The 14,920-nt window shown below is 64.8% G+C and carries 15 protein-coding genes and 1 other RNA gene; 7 read left to right on the top strand and 9 right to left on the bottom strand.

Annotated elements, in window-relative coordinates:
* Positions 1 to 30: 30 nt before the first annotated feature.
* The 4 genes from IC614_RS10750 (at position 31) to IC614_RS10735 (ending at position 5,427) form a co-directional block, all read left to right on the top strand.
* Positions 31 to 1,374 carry a sensor histidine kinase gene (locus tag IC614_RS10750; RefSeq protein WP_200973199.1) on the top strand — a complete coding sequence of 448 codons (1,344 nt, stop codon included), beginning with the start codon at positions 31 to 33 and terminating at the stop codon, positions 1,372 to 1,374.
* A gap of 44 nt (positions 1,375 to 1,418) precedes the next feature.
* Complete coding sequence (locus IC614_RS10745) at positions 1,419 to 2,432, top strand: polyprenyl synthetase family protein (RefSeq protein WP_200971428.1); 1,014 nt, start codon at positions 1,419 to 1,421, stop codon at positions 2,430 to 2,432.
* Between the two features lie 108 nt (positions 2,433 to 2,540).
* Complete coding sequence (gene hrpB / locus IC614_RS10740; RefSeq protein ID WP_200971427.1) at positions 2,541 to 4,979, top strand: ATP-dependent helicase HrpB; 2,439 nt, start codon at positions 2,541 to 2,543, stop codon at positions 4,977 to 4,979.
* Between the two features lie 169 nt (positions 4,980 to 5,148).
* Complete coding sequence (locus IC614_RS10735) at positions 5,149 to 5,427, top strand: ETC complex I subunit (RefSeq protein ID WP_200971426.1); 279 nt, start codon at positions 5,149 to 5,151, stop codon at positions 5,425 to 5,427.
* Here the strand turns inward: IC614_RS10735 and IC614_RS10730 are convergent.
* Genes IC614_RS10730 through IC614_RS10715 form a run of 4 tightly spaced genes read right to left on the bottom strand, consistent with a single transcriptional unit; the run spans position 5,424 to position 8,078 of the window.
* On the bottom strand, positions 5,424 to 5,960 hold the full coding sequence (locus tag IC614_RS10730; RefSeq protein ID WP_200971425.1) for an NUDIX hydrolase: 537 nt from the start codon (positions 5,958 to 5,960) through the stop codon (positions 5,424 to 5,426). The genes IC614_RS10735 and IC614_RS10730 overlap by 4 nt on opposite strands.
* Positions 5,957 to 6,628: a TPM domain-containing protein gene (locus tag IC614_RS10725; protein ID WP_200971423.1), complete on the bottom strand. Its 672-nt coding sequence runs from the start codon at positions 6,626 to 6,628 to the stop codon at positions 5,957 to 5,959. The genes IC614_RS10730 and IC614_RS10725 overlap by 4 nt, the downstream gene beginning before the upstream one ends.
* Entirely contained in the window at positions 6,629 to 7,462 is an 834-nt protein-coding gene (locus IC614_RS10720; RefSeq protein ID WP_200971422.1) for a TPM domain-containing protein, read from the bottom strand. It abuts the gene before it with no gap.
* A 10-nt stretch (positions 7,463 to 7,472) separates the two neighbouring features.
* Positions 7,473 to 8,078 carry a LemA family protein gene (locus IC614_RS10715; RefSeq protein WP_200971421.1) on the bottom strand — a complete coding sequence of 202 codons (606 nt, stop codon included), beginning with the start codon at positions 8,076 to 8,078 and terminating at the stop codon, positions 7,473 to 7,475.
* Positions 8,079 to 8,150: 72 nt separating this feature from the next.
* Between IC614_RS10715 and mscL the strand changes: the two genes are divergently transcribed.
* The 3 genes from mscL to IC614_RS10700 all read left to right on the top strand — a co-directional run bounded on the left by mscL (position 8,151) and on the right by IC614_RS10700 (position 9,512).
* Positions 8,151 to 8,594, top strand: a complete 444-nt coding sequence (mscL, locus tag IC614_RS10710) for a large conductance mechanosensitive channel protein MscL (protein WP_200971420.1) — start codon at positions 8,151 to 8,153, stop codon at positions 8,592 to 8,594.
* Positions 8,572 to 8,918: a transfer-messenger RNA gene (ssrA, locus tag IC614_RS10705) on the top strand. Before mscL ends, ssrA begins: the two co-directional genes overlap by 23 nt.
* A gap of 354 nt (positions 8,919 to 9,272) precedes the next feature.
* Positions 9,273 to 9,512: a hypothetical protein gene (locus IC614_RS10700; protein ID WP_200971419.1), complete on the top strand. Its 240-nt coding sequence runs from the start codon at positions 9,273 to 9,275 to the stop codon at positions 9,510 to 9,512.
* Between the two features lie 382 nt (positions 9,513 to 9,894).
* On the opposite strand, the gene pnp is transcribed toward IC614_RS10700, so the two are convergent.
* The 5 genes from pnp to rbfA form a co-directional block, all read right to left on the bottom strand.
* The gene (pnp, locus tag IC614_RS10695; RefSeq protein ID WP_200971418.1) at positions 9,895 to 12,213 is read right to left on the bottom strand and encodes a polyribonucleotide nucleotidyltransferase; all 2,319 of its coding nucleotides are present in this window, start codon (positions 12,211 to 12,213) and stop codon (positions 9,895 to 9,897) included.
* Positions 12,214 to 12,430: 217 nt separating this feature from the next.
* Positions 12,431 to 12,700, bottom strand: a complete 270-nt coding sequence (rpsO, locus tag IC614_RS10690) for a 30S ribosomal protein S15 (RefSeq protein ID WP_200971417.1) — start codon at positions 12,698 to 12,700, stop codon at positions 12,431 to 12,433.
* Positions 12,701 to 12,717: 17 nt separating this feature from the next.
* Positions 12,718 to 13,692, bottom strand: a complete 975-nt coding sequence (gene truB / locus IC614_RS10685; protein WP_200971415.1) for a tRNA pseudouridine(55) synthase TruB — start codon at positions 13,690 to 13,692, stop codon at positions 12,718 to 12,720.
* 4 nt (positions 13,693 to 13,696) lie between these two features.
* On the bottom strand, positions 13,697 to 14,314 hold the full coding sequence (locus IC614_RS10680; RefSeq protein ID WP_200971414.1) for a thymidine kinase: 618 nt from the start codon (positions 14,312 to 14,314) through the stop codon (positions 13,697 to 13,699).
* A gap of 95 nt (positions 14,315 to 14,409) precedes the next feature.
* A complete protein-coding gene (gene rbfA, locus IC614_RS10675) occupies positions 14,410 to 14,811 on the bottom strand; it encodes a 30S ribosome-binding factor RbfA (protein ID WP_200971413.1) in 402 nt (133 codons plus the stop codon).
* Positions 14,812 to 14,920: the final 109 nt, after the last annotated feature.

The following is a 14,920-nucleotide window of genomic DNA, read 5'->3' as shown; positions in this document are numbered from 1 at the left end:
GGGCGGTCGACTGGATCGCTGACCCGCCGGATGATCGGCATTTCCGCGCTGTGGATTCTTATCCTTTTGTCCGCGGGCGGCTTTGCGCTCGACCGTGTCCTGTCGTCCGCGATCACCCGGAACTTCGATTCGCAGCTCGATTATGTGCTTTCCGCCCTGATCGCTTCGGCGGAAATCGGGCCGGATGGCGAGGTGTTCCTGAACAGAGCACCCGCCGACCAGCGCTTTCTGGAACCCTATTCGGGTCTTTATTATCAGATTACCGGCGATCAAAGCCGTCCGGCGGACGAACGGGCGATGCAGGATTTGCCGTCCCGATCGTTATGGGACCGCCGTTTGCAGGCCGGGCGGGCGCATCGCGATTCGGACGTTCACATCTATGACAGCACCGAATTCGCGCCGGAAACGCTTCGCATTCTGGAACGCGATGTATTGATCCCCGGATCGCCGGTGCGCTGGCGCTTTCAGGTCGCGCAGGGCCGCGAAGGGCTGGACGAGCAGATCGCGGTGCTGCGGCGGACGATGGTGCGCTCCTTTGCGGTTCTCGGCCTAGGGCTCGTCATTCTCGGCGCGCTCCAGGCCTTTTACGGGCTCTGGCCCCTGCGCCGCGTCCGCAAGGCGATCGCCGACATTAAATCGGGCGAAAAGAGCCGCGTCGACGCTCGCCTGCCGAGCGAGATCGCTCCCCTGGCCGACGAATTGAACGACCTCCTTGCCCATGTCGACGTTCAGGCGGAAGAAGCGCGCCGCCACGCCGGGAATCTCGCCCATGCGCTGAAGACGCCGCTGACCGTCATCACCAATGCCGCGACGGCGCATAGCCCCGATCTCGCGGCGACCGTGATCCGGGAAGCGGCGACGATGCGGCGCCAGGTCGACCACCATCTTGCGCGCGCCCGCGCCATCGGCCGCCGCGCCGCCGCCCAGTCCCGCGCCGAGGTTTGGCCATCGCTCGAGGCCGTCGAACGCGCGGTGGACCGGCTCTACGAGCATGTCACCATCGACCTTGCCGGGGACAAGGATTCCGCCGTCCGCGTCGAACGGCAGGATCTCGATGAAATTCTCGGCAACCTCATCGAAAATGCCGCAAAATATGGCGGCGGCCGCGTCTTCGTGACGGTCAAGGATGCTCCCGAATATGTGGAAATCGAAATCGAGGACGATGGCCCGGGCATACCGGAAGGCGAGCGCGGCAGCATCTTCGAACGGGGCGCGCGCCTCGACACCGAAAAGCCGGGCACCGGCCTTGGCCTCGCCATCGTCCGTGACGTCGCCCAGATTTATGGCGGCGCAGTGACCCTGGAGGAGAGCGAGGATTTGGGCGGCTTGCTGGTCCGGCTGAAACTTCCCCTCGCGCCGGTGAGCGCAGGCTAGCGGGACTTGCCTTTCGCCGTTCCAACCGGCAGAGCGCCCCTGTCGTGACCGCAACGATCCACTCCCTCGGCGGAAAAGCCGCGCCCTCGCTCGACGCGATGATCCATCTCGTATCGTCGGACCTCAACCGCGTGAACGCCGTGATTTTGGAGCGGATGCAGAGCGAAGTCGTCCTCATTCCCGAACTGGCCGGTCATCTGATCGCGGGCGGCGGCAAGCGCATGCGGCCGATGCTGACCCTCGCCTGCGCGCGGCTGCTCGATTATGGCGGCGACCGGCACCACAAGCTGGCGGCGGCGGTGGAGTTCATCCATACCGCAACCCTCCTCCACGACGATGTCGTGGACGGATCGGGCCTGCGCCGGGGCAAGCGCACCGCCAATATCATCTGGGGCAATCCCGCGAGCGTGCTGGTCGGCGATTTTCTCTTTTCGCGCAGCTTCGAATTGATGGTCGAGGATGGCAGCCTCAAGGTGCTTCGCATCCTGTCCCGCGCATCCTCCATCATCGCCGAGGGCGAGGTCGATCAATTGACCGCGCAACGCCGCGTGGAGACGCGCGAAGACCATTATCTCGCCATCATCAACGCCAAGACCGCGGCCCTGTTCGCCGCCGCCTGCCGCATCGCCGCCGTCGTCGCGGAACGGGACGAGGCGGTGGAGGAAGCGCTCGATTCCTATGGCCGCAATCTTGGCATCGCCTTCCAGCTGATCGATGACGCCATCGATTATGCGTCCGACGCGGAAACGATGGGCAAGGGGGTCGGCGACGATTTCCGCGACGGCAAGGTGACCCTGCCGGTCATCCTTGCCCATGCGCGAGGCAATGCGGACGACCGCCTGTTCTGGAAGGAGGCGATGCAGGGCAGCCGCGTATCGGACGCCGACCTTGCCCACGCCATCTCCCTTCTCCACGGCACCGGCGCGTTGGACGACACGCTGGAACGCGCCCGCCATTATGGCCAGCGCGCAATCGACGCGCTTGGCCCCTTTCCCGGCGGCGCCGCCAAATCGGCGCTGATCGAAGCCGTCGAATTCGCGATTTCGCGGGCTTATTGAAATTCCTCCTTCGTCATTGCGAGCGAATTGAAGCAATCCAGCGCTTCGTACCCAGCCGCGAAATGGATTGCTTCGTCGCTTCACTCCTCGCAATGACATGGAAAGACCATGTCTGCGCCACTCCCCATCCATGACGTCCTGCCCGGTCTTCTCGCGGCGCTGCGCGATCGATCGGGCGCCGTACTCGTCGCGCCGCCAGGCGCGGGAAAGACGACGGCGGTGGCACCGGCTCTTCTCACCGAGCCGTGGTGCAGGGGCGACATCCTCCTCCTGTCCCCCCGCCGCCTCGCCGCCCGCGCCGCCGCCGAACGGATGGCTGAGCTTGCCGGCGAGAGGGTCGGAGAGACAATCGGCTATGCGACGCGGCTCAACAGCAAGAAATCCGCGAAGACCCGCATCCTTGTCCTGACCGAGGGCATTTTCCGCAACCGCATCCAGGCCGATCCGGACTTGGCCGGAGTGTCCGCCGTCTTGTTCGACGAGGTGCACGAACGCAGCCTCGACAGCGATTTCGGCCTTGCCCTCGCCCTCGACGCGCAGGCCGCCTTGCGGCCGGACCTGCGCATCCTCGCCATGTCGGCGACCCTGGACGGCGTCCGCTTTTCCGCCCTGATGGACGGCGCGCCGGTGATCGAGAGCGAAGGGCGCGCCTATCCCATCCGGCATCATTATCTCGGCCGCTCCGCCGAGAAGCGGATCGAGGACGACATGGCGGCCGCGATCCTCATCGCGCTTCGGGACAGTGAGGGCGGCATTCTCGCCTTCCTGCCAGGAGTCGCGGAGATCGAGCGGACCGCGGAACGGTTGGAAGGCGTCGGCGCGGAGGTCCGCAAATTGCACGGCACCCTCGACCCTGCCCAACAGCGCGCCGCCATCGCCGCCGCGCCGCCCGGCACGCGAAAAGTGGTGCTCGCCACCTCGATCGCCGAAACCAGTCTGACCTTGGACGGCGTCCGCATCGTGGTTGACAGCGGCCTTGCCCGGCGCCCGCGCTATGATCGGGCGGCGGGCCTGACCCGTCTTGTCACCGAACGGGCGAGCCAGGCCGCCGTCACCCAACGCGCGGGGCGAGCCGGACGGCAGGCGCCGGGCGCCGTCTACCGCCTCTGGACGGAGGCCGCGACCGGGAGTCTGCCGCGCTTCGACCCGCCCGAAATATTGGAAGCCGATTTGAGCGCGCTGACGCTCGATTGCGCGATCTGGGGCGTCACCGATCCACGCGCGCTCAAATGGATCGATCCGCCCTCCGCCGCCGCCATCGCCGAAGCGAAAAGGCGCCTCCTGTCCCTGGAGGCGATCGACACGGATGAGCGTCCGACCGCCCACGGCCAGGCCATTGCCCGCCTGCCGCTGCCGCCCCGCCTCGCCCATATGCTGATCCGCGCGGGCGAGCGGGGCTGGGGCGAAACCGCCGCGGATATCGCCGTCTTGCTGTCCGAACGCGGGCTTGGCGGCACCGACGCCGACCTTGATCTGCGTCTGCGCCGCTGGCGGAGCGAACGCGGCAAGCGCGCCGATGCGGCGCGGGCCTTGGCGAAACGATGGTGCGCCCTCGCGTCCGCCGGAAGCGGAACAACGAGCGAGATCGGCGCCTGCGTCGCCCTTGCTTTTCCCGATCGCGTCGCGAAGCGCCGCTCGGCAGACGGCGCGGATTGGATATCCGCAGGAGGCCGGGGCTTCACCCTCGATCCCGCAAGCCCACTCGCCCGCGAAAAGTGGCTGGCGGTGGCGGAAGTGGGCGGCGCGGCGTCCGGCGCGCGCATCCTTTCCGCCGCCGCAATCGATGAAATGGCTGTCGAAAGCCTGTTCGCCGACCGCATCGAAAGCGGCACGCATATTTTGTTCGATCCGGCGACGCGCGGCGTTACCGCCAAGCGGGCACGGCGGCTGGGCGCCATTCTGCTGTCGGAGGGCGGCGACGCGAAGGCCGATCCGGAGGCCATCGCCGCCGCCTTGGTCGAGGGCGTTCGCGTGCACAGCCTCGACCTCCTGCCGTGGAGCGATGGGGCACGGCAGCTCCGCACCCGGGCCGCCTTTGCCCGCACGGCGCAGCCCAGCATCGCCGATTTGTCCGATGACGCTTTGCTTTCGACACTGGACGACTGGCTGCCGCCTCTGGTCGCGGGCAAGCGCCGCCTGACCGACATCGACCCTTCCGCCTTGTCGGCTGCCTTGGACGCCCTCATCGGATGGGAAGGGCGCAAGATGGTAGACCGGCTGGCACCAGCCAGCCTGACGACGCCCGCCGGAAGCAGCCACGCCATCGACTATGCGGCGGAGGGCGGTCCGACGGTTACGGTGCGTGTCCAGGCATTGTTCGGCCTTTCCGCTCATCCGATGATCGGCGCGACTCCGCTGATCCTCAGCCTCACCTCACCCGCCGGACGTCCGATCCAGACGACGAAGGATCTGCCGGGCTTCTGGGCGGGAAGCTGGCGGGACGTCGCGAAGGAAATGCGCGGCCGCTATCCCAGGCACCCATGGCCCGACGATCCCGCCGCCGCCGATCCGACATTGAGGACGAAGAAGGCGTCGCAGCGCTCATAGCTCTCCCACCTCGATGGGGGAGGCTGGTGGGAGTGATGCTGGGGAAGGGCGGCGCTCTATGTCGCAGATCACCCCTCCCCAACCCCTCCCCATCGAGGGGAGGGGCTAAAGGCTTGACGGGAATCGCCGCAGACGCCACTCGGGCCTTCCGACTTTCAAAGGACGAACTATGGCCGCGCGTATCTTCCAGCGCTCGAAAAATGCCCTGCAATCCGGCCGTGCGCGGGCGGGAGAATGGGTGCTGCAGTTCGAATCCTCGACGCCGCGCCGCCCCGATCCCCTGACCGGCTGGTCGGGCGGCGCCGACACGCAGACGCAAGTGAGCCTCACCTTCAAGACGCTTGAGGAGGCCAAGGGCTATGCCGAGCGCGAGGGCATCGCTTATCACGTCGTGCCGCCCGCCCAGGCGACGATGAAGATCCAGTCCTACGCCGACAATTTCCGCTAAGGCGCCAGGAAGCTGCCGCCCAGGAGGAGAAGCAGCTTCACATCCACCGCCGCGCCCTCCCCGCGCTTCGCTTCCAAAAAGGTGGGCACGTCGGCCAGGCGGACGCGGTGGACGATAATATCCTCGTCATGATTGCCGCCGCCCTCACCCACTCGCGTGAGGCCTTCCGCATTGAAGAGCGTGAAACCCTCCGACAGCATGCCTGGTGAGGAGTGGAAGAAACCGAGCTCCGTCACCCGCGCGGCACGATAGCCGGTTTCCTCCTCAAGCTCGCGCCTCGCGGCGTCGGCCGGCGCCTCATCCGCGCTTTCATCGCCGACCAGGCCGGCGGGAAGCTCGATGCAGCGGCGCCCGAGCGGGACACGATATTGGTCGACCAGGATGACGTGACCATCGTCCACGGCGAGGATCACCGCCGCGCTGACGCCGCCGGCGCGGGAGACATATTCCCATGTGCCGTCCTTGATCACGGTGACATATCTGCCCTGCCAGACGATGTCCGGCCCGCCCGCGCCGCGCCCCGGAACGGTCACAATTCGATCAGCCGGTCGGGCAGTTCGTTCGTATCGGCAGCGCTGCGGGGGAGATGCTGGCTCAAGACCTTTCCGATTTCCGCGACCGCCCGCGCCATGCCGTCGCCAGGCCGACCGGCCTTGACCTCTTCGATCAGGACCGCCATCGCCGCACCCCAAACCTCCGGCGCAACCCGCGAATGAATGGCTTCATCGGCGACGATTTCCGCCCGGTGCTCGGCCAGCGAGAGATAGAGCAGGATGCCGGTACGGCCCACCGTCCGGCGCTCGGCTCCGGCCCGGAACAGCGCGACCGCGCGGCGGCGCACCCGCCGGGTCTTGGTCGCGCCGGGCGTTACCGCCATGCGCAGCGGCATCCATGCCAGCGCATAGCGGACGATGAGGAAGAGGATCGCTTGCGCCGCGAACAGGGCAAAGAGCGCAAGTCCGTGCTCGATTGCCGCATTCCAGCCGCTCACCGGCCGCAGCAGCCACTCCACCACGCTCGCCGGCAAAGCGGCGAGCAAGGCGGGCACCAGCAGCATCGCCAGCACCGCGTAATGGAGGCCGACATCGTGGTAGGCATCCGATTGCGCGGCGACGATGGTGACGATCTCTCCGTCGCTCGACCGCTCCGCCGCCGTGACGGCCGCGCTCACCTTGTCATGATCTTCGGGCGTGAAATGCATCTACCAACTCCCCGATGCGCCGCCGCCGCCGAAGGAGCCGCCGCCTCCCCCGGTGAAGCCGCCGCCCATCCATCCGCCGCCTCCCGAGGAGCCGCCGCCGAAACCGCCGCCTCCCCAGCCGCCGGACCGGCGCGATCCCCGCTCCATTTCGCTGGCGATGGTCCAGAGAAGGATCGGCCAGCTGCTGCCGCGATAGCGCCGCCCGCGCCTTTTGCCGCCGAACAGGCGCGACAGGATGATGAACAACAGGACGACGCCCCAGAATAACAAGGCGAAGGGGAAATTCCCGTCGCCGCCCGCCGCCTTGTGCGTGCGATCATATTCGGCGACGGCGGCGTCGAGCTTCGCCTTCGCTTCGGCATCGGGCAGAGACAATTGGTCGGCGATGGCATTGGTGCCAGCGACAATGCCGCCCGCCATATCGCCCGCGCGGAATCGCGGCAGGATGGTCTGATTGACGATGATGCTGGAATAAGCGTCGGTCAGCACCGGCTCGAGGCCGTAGCCGACCTCGATTCCCACCTTGCGGTCGTTGGGCGCGACAATCAGGATCGCGCCATTGTCCGCTTCCTTGAGGCCAACGCCCCAGGCCCGGCCGAGCCGGTAGCCATAATCCCTGATGTCATAGCCTTGAAGATCGGGGATGGTCGCCACGACCAGCTGCTTGCCGGTGCTTTTCTGAAGCGCGTCCAGCCGTGCCGTCACAGCCGCTTCCTCGGCGTCCGGAATAACGTTCGCCGCATCCACCACGAAGCCGGTGAATTTCGGAAACTCCTGCGCGGCGGCTGGCGCCGTGAAAAGGAGGATCGGAAGGAAGAGGACGCGCTTCAGCACCGCTCGCGGCTTACTGGCCGTTGCCGAAGTCGACGGTCGGCGCCTGCTCCGCGCCGGGCGTGGTCGCCTGGAACGGCACTTTGGGCTCGGCGCCGTAAATCACCTTGGCGCCGATCATGTCCGGGAAGGTGCGGATGCGGGTGTTATAGGCCTGCACCGCCTGATTATAGTCGCTCCGGGCAATGGTGATGCGGTTTTCCGTGCTTTCGAGCTGCGATTGCAGGGTCAGGAAATTTTGGTTGGACTTGAGGTCCGGATAGGCCTCGACGGTCGCGAGCAGGCGCCCGAGCGAAGTACCCAATTGCGTCTGCGCCTGCTGGAATTGCTGCATCTTGGCCGGGTCGTCGAGATCGTCGGCATTGATCTGCACCGACGTCGCGCGGGCCCGCGCCTGCGTCACTTCGGTCAGCACGTTGCGTTCCTGCGCGGCATAACCCTGCACGGTGCGCACCAGATTGGGGATGAGATCTGCGCGGCGCTGATACTGGTTCTGCACGTCGGCCCAGCGCGCATTCACCTCTTCTTCCGCCGTCGGAATGGAATTGACCCCGCAGGCGCCAAGCGAGACAGCCGCGGTGGGCACCAGAAACATCCTCATCAGGGTCTTCGCGCGCATTTTGCCGTTCCTCCTTGAACCTTGTTCATCCTGAGTTAGGATTTCGGTCCGCCAACCGCAATGGGAGGAAACATGCTCCAGGGTTTCAAGGCATTCATCGCACGCGGCAATGTGATCGACCTCGCCGTCGCCGTCATCATCGGCGCGGCGTTCGGACGGATCGTGACCTCGCTGACCGACGACCTCATCATGCCGCTGATCGGCTGGGCCGTCGGCGACCTCGACTTTTCCAGTTATTTCATCCGATTGGGGACGCTTCCCGCCAATTATGTGGGCGATCCGAACAATTATGCGGCACTGAAGGCAGCGGGCGTGCCGATGATCGGCTACGGCCAGTTCGCGACGGCGGCGGTCCATTTCCTCATCGTCGCCTTCCTCATCTACCTCCTCATCCGCTCGATCCGGAATATGATTCCGGAAAGCCAAGCGGCGGACGCGGCGGAGGTGATGTTGCTGCGCGAAATCAGGGACGAATTGCGGCAGCAGCGCAGCGCCCCTTCAAATCCCACGGAATGAGCCTATATTCATGACTGCCGGATTCGTCCGGCTATGACGATAAAGTGCGGCGTGCAATAGACGCAGCGGACCCGGGGGCGGTACCCGGCGGCTCCACCACAATCGACCTCATCGAGGCCGGTTCTGACGGGGCCGAACTAGGATCGACGTGTGTTGAAAAGCGCTGTTTTCGTCCGGGCTGAGTAACCCGTTCAAGGCTCAAACACACACAAGTGCCAACGATAACGAGGCTCTTGCTATTGCTGCGTAACCCGAACCTCACGGTTTAGGTTATACCAGACAAAAGCACGGTACGGACCGCACCGGGTAACAGAAGCGGAAACCAGCGGCCGCCAGGGGGGCCGGGCAACAGAACCCCCTGGACCTTCCCACACAAGCGCGAAGCCCGATGCTTGAAGTCTCACTGGCGGTGACGCGCATTCGCATGCCTCCATCAGCCGGCGCCGGTAGCCATCGGCCCGAAGAGCCAGGCGTCACACCTCACAAACGTCATCCCAGCGAAAGCTGGGATCTCACTTCTTTAACAGCGGAGGACGAGGCCAAAGAGATTCCAGCTTTCGCTGGAATGACGATGCGGTTTGGATGCCGAACTGTCCTTGCGGCAGGAGGAATTGGATTGATGGTCCGGATGCGGTAACGCCTGATTCTTCGGGCCTGGTGGGGGCGCAAGGAGGACGCATGAAAATCATTGCCATCGCCGCTTCCCTCCTTGTCCTTGCCGCTTGCTCGAAGAGCGAGCCGGAAAGCGTGGAGAACCGTGCCAGGACACTGGAAGCGGAGCTTGAAAATCGCGCGGATGCGCTTGAGGCTGAAGCCGAGAATGGCGTCAATGCTGCGGCAATGGAATTGGAGCAGGATTTTCCGGCATTTACGAATGAATCGGGCAATGCGGCGGAGAATGGAGCAGCGGGCGAATAACGGCCTGTGCCGTTCAAAACTGACATACTTGCATCGTTGATAAGACGATCGCGTTAGTTTTGTCAGTTTCCGCGCTCTGACATGAATCGCGGATGTTCAGCGGGTTCACGGAGAGAAAGAGCGCCGAGAGAGGTACAGGATCGCAGCCCTGTAGGAAAATGATTTCGCTTCCTATTGCGCCCGCAAGGCCGGAAATGAAAAAGGCCCCGCCGCGGAAAAGGGAGCAAACGCGGCGGAGCCTTTAACTCGATGCCCCCTATATGCTCGAGTCTCTCGCAATGTAGAGCGAACATATTGAAATTGTAAGATGTTTCAGAGGCTTAGAAACGAAAAAGGGGCTCGCAAGGAGCCCCTTTCCCATTTTGGATCAATCCTGACGGAATCAATCGTCGTCGCGCTTCAGGAAGGCGGGGGCGAATTCGGGTTCCGGACCCTCATTCTCCGAACGCTCGCGGCGCGGGCCGCGATCGCGGTCTCCACCACGGCTACGGCCGCCACGATCACCCCGGTCGCCCCGGCCTTCGCCGTCGCGGCGCGGGCCACGGTCGCGGCGCTCGCCACGCTCGCCGCGCGGACGCTCTTCACGCGGCGGACGAGTGTCTTCCAACTCAGCGCCAGTCTCCTGGTCGACGACGCGCATCGACAGGCGGACCTTGCCGCGCGGATCGACTTCGAGAACCTTGACCTTCACTTCCATGCCCTCGGACACGACGTCGGTCGGCTTTTCGACGCGCTCATTCTTCATTTCGGAGACGTGGACGAGACCGTCCTTGCCGCCCATGAAGTTCACGAACGCGCCGAAATCGACGATGTTGACGACCTTGCCGGTGTAGATCTTGCCGACTTCGGCCTCTTCCACGATGCCCTGGATCCACTTCTTCGCGGCCTCGATCTGGCTGAGGTCGGAGGAGCTGATCTTGATCAGGCCTTCATCGTCGATGTCGACCTTGGCGCCGGTTTCCGCGACGATCTCGCGGATCACCTTGCCGCCCGTGCCGATGACTTCGCGGATCTTCGACTTGTCGATCTGCATCGTCTCGATCCGCGGCGCGTGGGCCGAAAGCTCGGTGCGGGTGGTGTCGAGGGCCTTGGCCATTTCGCCGAGGATGTGGGCGCGGCCTTCCTTGGCCTGCTCAAGCGCGGTGCGCATGATTTCCTCGGTGATGCCGGCGATCTTGATGTCCATCTGCATCGTGGTGATGCCTTCGGACGTGCCCGCCACCTTGAAGTCCATGTCGCCGAGATGATCCTCGTCGCCAAGGATGTCGGAGATCACGGCGAAATCCTTGCCCTCGAGGATGAGGCCCATGGCGATGCCGGAAACCGGACGCTTGATCGGCACGCCGGCGTCCATCATCGCGAGACTGCCGCCGCAGACCGACGCCATCGACGACGAGCCGTTGGACTCGGTGATGTCGCTGGTGAGGCGGATCGTATAGGGGAACTCGTCCTTCGTCGGCAGCACGGCGTGCAGCGCGCGCCAGGCGAGCTTGCCGTGGCCGACTTCGCGGCGGCCCGGGGCGCCGAAGCGGCCCACTTCGCCGACCGAATAAGGCGGGAAGTTATAGTGCAGCATGAAGTGCTGGTAGGAGAGGCCGTTCAAACCGTCGATCATCTGCTCGGCGTCCTTGGTGCCGAGCGTGCAGGTCGCGATGGTCTGGGTCTCGCCGCGCGTGAAGAGCGCCGAGCCGTGGGTGCGCGGCAGAAAGCCGACTTCCGCCACAATCGGGCGAACGGTCTTCGTGTCGCGGCCGTCGATGCGACGGCCGTCCTTGAGGATCGCGGTGCGGACGATGTCCGCCTCGATCTTCTTGACGAGCTTCATGGCGACCATCTGCTCCTGCGGGCTCTTGTCGGCCATGGCTTCCTTCGCCTTGGCGCGGGCCGCGTTGAGCATATTGGCGCGATCCGACTTCAGCGTCGTCTTGTAGGCGGCGGCGATATCGTCGCCGATCAGCTTCTTCAATTCCGCCTTGACGGCAGCATTGTCGTCGCCGGTGCTCAGCTCCCACGGATCCTTGGCCGCCTTTTCAGCGAGGCTGATGATCGCATTGACGACCTTGCCGATTTCCTTGTGCGCGAACATGACGGCGCCGAGCATGACTTCTTCCGAAAGCTCCTTGGCTTCGGATTCGACCATCATCACCGCATCGCCGGTCGCCGCGACGACGAGATCGAGAAGACCGGCGTCGACCATTTCGTCGGTCGGGTTGAGCTGATAATTCTCGCCGTCATAACCGACGCGGGCGGCGCCGATCGGGCCCATGAACGGAACGCCCGAAATGGTGAGCGCGGCCGAGGCCGCGATCATCGCCAGAATGTCGGGTTCGTTTTCGCCGTCATAGCTCAGCACCTGGGCGATGACGTTGATTTCGTTGTAGAAGCCTTCCGGGAAGAGCGGACGGATCGGACGGTCGATCAGGCGGGAAACCAGGGTTTCCTTCTCGGTCGCGCCGCGCTCGCGCTTGAAGAAACCGCCCGGAATGCGTCCGGCGGCCGAAAACTTTTCCTGATAGTGGACGGTCAGCGGGAAGAAATCCTGACCTTCCTTCACCGACTTCGCGGCCGTGACGGCGCAAAGCACGACGGTTTCGCCGAGGGTCGCGATCACCGCGCCGTCGGCCTGGCGGGCAACCTTGCCCGTTTCGAGTGTCAGGGTCTTTCCGCCCCACTCGATTTCTACTTTCTTGGTATCGAACATATGATGTTTCCTTCTCGCCCGCGCCCTATGCGGCGGGCGGCCTACAGCGGACCGGTCTTGGTCCGGGTCAGTTCACGGGATTGTGTCCTGACCATTCGTGCTCCTGCGAAAGCAGGAGCCCAGTTTCCCAGCTTGGAGCGGCGCTGTCGCGCCGTCTTCCACTGGATCCCGGATCACGTCCGGGATGCCAAAAGGGCGCCCGGTGGGCGCCCTTTCGTCACTTGCGAAGGCCGAGCTTCGCGATGAGATCTTGATAGCGTTGCTCGTCCTTCTTGCGGAGGTAGTCGAGAAGCGAGCGGCGCTTGTTGACGAGCATCAGGAGACCGCGACGGGAGTGATTGTCCTTGGCGTGGGTCTTGAAGTGCTCGGTCAGATTGGTGATGCGTTCGGTAAGGATCGCCACCTGCACTTCCGGCGAACCAGTGTCCTGGCCAGCGCGGGCGTTGTCCTTGATGATTTCCTGCTTGCGTTCGGCGGTAACCGACATCGTATATCCTTTCAAATCTACAGATTGAAGCCGCGCACCACGCGAAGTTCCCCTTCGCAAAGCTCCACCAGAGCGACCGGAACATCGTTCTCGATTGCCAGATGAAGCCCCGGTTTCGCGGCGATCCCGATCAGCGTCCGCCCCTGACGGAGCGCCCCTGCCTGATCGGGCGTGACGGGTAGAGCCGGGATGTCGTCCAGCCCCGCCGTCAATGGCAGGAGGTGTTGTTCAAGCTCGCGGGCCTTAGCGGCTTCGCGCAATTTGTCCAGCGAAATCGCCTGTTCGAGGGTGAACGGGCCGGCCTTGGTCCGGCGGAGCATGGTGACGTGGCCGACCGTATCCAGGGCGTAGGCGATGTCGCGGGCGAGCGCGCGGATATAGGTGCCCTTGGACACGCGGGCAGTGAGGGTTATTTCGTTCAGAACCTCGCTTCGCTCGGCCCCCACCCCGACCCCTCCCCTGAAGGGGAGGGGCTTACCCTCATCCCTCCCCTCTCCTTCAGGGGAGGGGATCGAGGGGTGGGGCGCGAGCGCCAGTGAGCGGATGGTGACGCTCCGCGCCGCCAGCTTCACCTCTTCCCCGGCGCGCGCGAGATCGTAGGCGCGTTTGCCGCCGACCTTCAGCGCGGAATAGATTGGCGGGATCTGCTCGATGGCGCCGGTAAAGCGCGGTAGAACGGCTTCCATGTCGGCCAGAGTCGGCCGCATATCGGACGTCATAACCACCTCCCCTTCGGCATCCAACGTGCTCGTTTCCTCGCCGAAGCGGATGGTGAAATCATAGACCTTGTCGGCGTCCAGCATGCGCCCCGACAGCTTCGTCGCCTCCCCCAGCGCGACCGGCAGCACGCCGCTCGCCAGTGGGTCGAGCGTGCCGCCATGGCCGACCTTCATCTTCGGATAGCCGCCGTCGCGCAAAGCCCGCTTCACCGCCGACACGATGTCGGTCGAACCGGGCCCGAGCGGCTTGTCGACGATCAGCCAGCCATGCACCGGATCAGGCCCGCGCGATGGCGAGGCTGAGCTGCGGCGCCTCGGCCGCCTTCAGCCGCTCCGTGAAATGACGGCGGCAGAGCGCGATATAACGGTCGTTGCCGCCGATTTCGGTCTGCGCGCCCGCGCGCACCGCATGGCCTTCCGCATCGACGCGCAGATTCATCGTCGCCTTGCGCCCGCATTCGCACACGGCCTTCAGCTCGATCAGCGAGTCCGCCAGCGCCAGGAGGTGCGCGCTGCCGGGAAAGAGATTGGCCTGAAAGTCGGTGCGCAGGCCGTAGGCAAGGACCGGAATGCCAAGATCGTCGCAGATCGACGCGAGCGCGAATACCTGATCGCGGGTCAGGAACTGCGCTTCGTCGATCAGGATGCAGTGGAGCGGCCGTTTCTTGAGCTCCGCCTCCACCTCCGCACGCATGTCGGTGTCCGGCGCGAACAGCCGGGCGGAGGCGGCAAGCGCAATGCGCGAGGCGATCGTGCCGACGCCCGCCCGGTCGTCGATGGCGGCGGTGTAGAGCATCGTTTCCATGCCCCGCTCGCGATAATTGTAATCGGCCTGGAGCAGGGTCGTCGATTTCCCCGCATTCATCGAGGCATAATAGAAATAGAGTTTGGCCATAAAGCGCGGGTGTATCCGAAAAATGTGCTCCGGCGAAGGCCGGAGCCCAGCCCCACCGACAGAGCCGCTGGACCCCGGCTTTCGCCGGGGAACGATTATTCCTCGTCCTCCACGCCCAAGTCGCGCGCGACGGCGGGGGAGCGGAGGAGGGTGTCGATATGGCTGCCCTCCTCGAAGCTCTCGTCGGCGAGGAATTTGAGGCGCGCGGCGTACTTCATGTTCACCCGCCGCGCGACTTCGGACTGGAGATAGGCGGTGTTGGTACGCAGCGCCTTCAGCACCTTGTCCTCGTCCTTGCCCAGCAGCGGTTTCACGAAAACGGTGGCGTGGCGCAGGTCCGGCGACATGCGCACTTCAGTCACGGACACATGATGCGTCGCCAGCACATCGTCGTGCACGTCGCCGCGCATCAGGATGTCGGACAAGGCATGGCGCACCTGCTCGCCGACGCGAAGCAGGCGGACCGAGCGGCCTTCATTGGTTTCGATGTGGCGCATAATGTCTCCCTCTCCCAACGGGAGAGGGCCGGGGTGAGGGCGAGCACATGTCGCCGATCACCCTCACCCTCCCACTTCGTGGGCCCCTCCCTCTCCCGAGGGAGAGGGA

The sequence above is a fragment of the Sphingosinicella flava genome (assembly GCF_016025255.1).
Taxonomy (GTDB): Bacteria; Pseudomonadota; Alphaproteobacteria; order Sphingomonadales; family Sphingomonadaceae; genus Allosphingosinicella; species Allosphingosinicella flava.
This window is presented reverse-complemented; position numbering and strand designations above follow the sequence as displayed.

What these genes read in the sequence shown, in the direction of transcription:
- IC614_RS10750 (WP_200973199.1), top strand. Translation starts at nt 31, where the DNA reads ATGATCGGCATTTCCGCGCTGTGGATTCTTATCCTTTTGTCCGCGGGC.
- hrpB (WP_200971427.1), top strand. Translation starts at nt 2,541, where the DNA reads ATGTCTGCGCCACTCCCCATCCATGACGTCCTGCCCGGTCTTCTCGCG.
- IC614_RS10735 (WP_200971426.1), top strand. Translation starts at nt 5,149, where the DNA reads ATGGCCGCGCGTATCTTCCAGCGCTCGAAAAATGCCCTGCAATCCGGC.
- IC614_RS10725 (WP_200971423.1), bottom strand. Translation starts at nt 6,628, where the DNA reads ATGCATTTCACGCCCGAAGATCATGACAAGGTGAGCGCGGCCGTCACG.
- IC614_RS10715 (WP_200971421.1), bottom strand. Translation starts at nt 8,078, where the DNA reads ATGCGCGCGAAGACCCTGATGAGGATGTTTCTGGTGCCCACCGCGGCT.
- mscL (WP_200971420.1), top strand. Translation starts at nt 8,151, where the DNA reads ATGCTCCAGGGTTTCAAGGCATTCATCGCACGCGGCAATGTGATCGAC.
- IC614_RS10700 (WP_200971419.1), top strand. Translation starts at nt 9,273, where the DNA reads ATGAAAATCATTGCCATCGCCGCTTCCCTCCTTGTCCTTGCCGCTTGC.
- pnp (WP_200971418.1), bottom strand. Translation starts at nt 12,213, where the DNA reads ATGTTCGATACCAAGAAAGTAGAAATCGAGTGGGGCGGAAAGACCCTG.
- rpsO (WP_200971417.1), bottom strand. Translation starts at nt 12,700, where the DNA reads ATGTCGGTTACCGCCGAACGCAAGCAGGAAATCATCAAGGACAACGCC.
- IC614_RS10680 (WP_200971414.1), bottom strand. Translation starts at nt 14,314, where the DNA reads ATGGCCAAACTCTATTTCTATTATGCCTCGATGAATGCGGGGAAATCG.
- rbfA (WP_200971413.1), bottom strand. Translation starts at nt 14,811, where the DNA reads ATGCGCCACATCGAAACCAATGAAGGCCGCTCGGTCCGCCTGCTTCGC.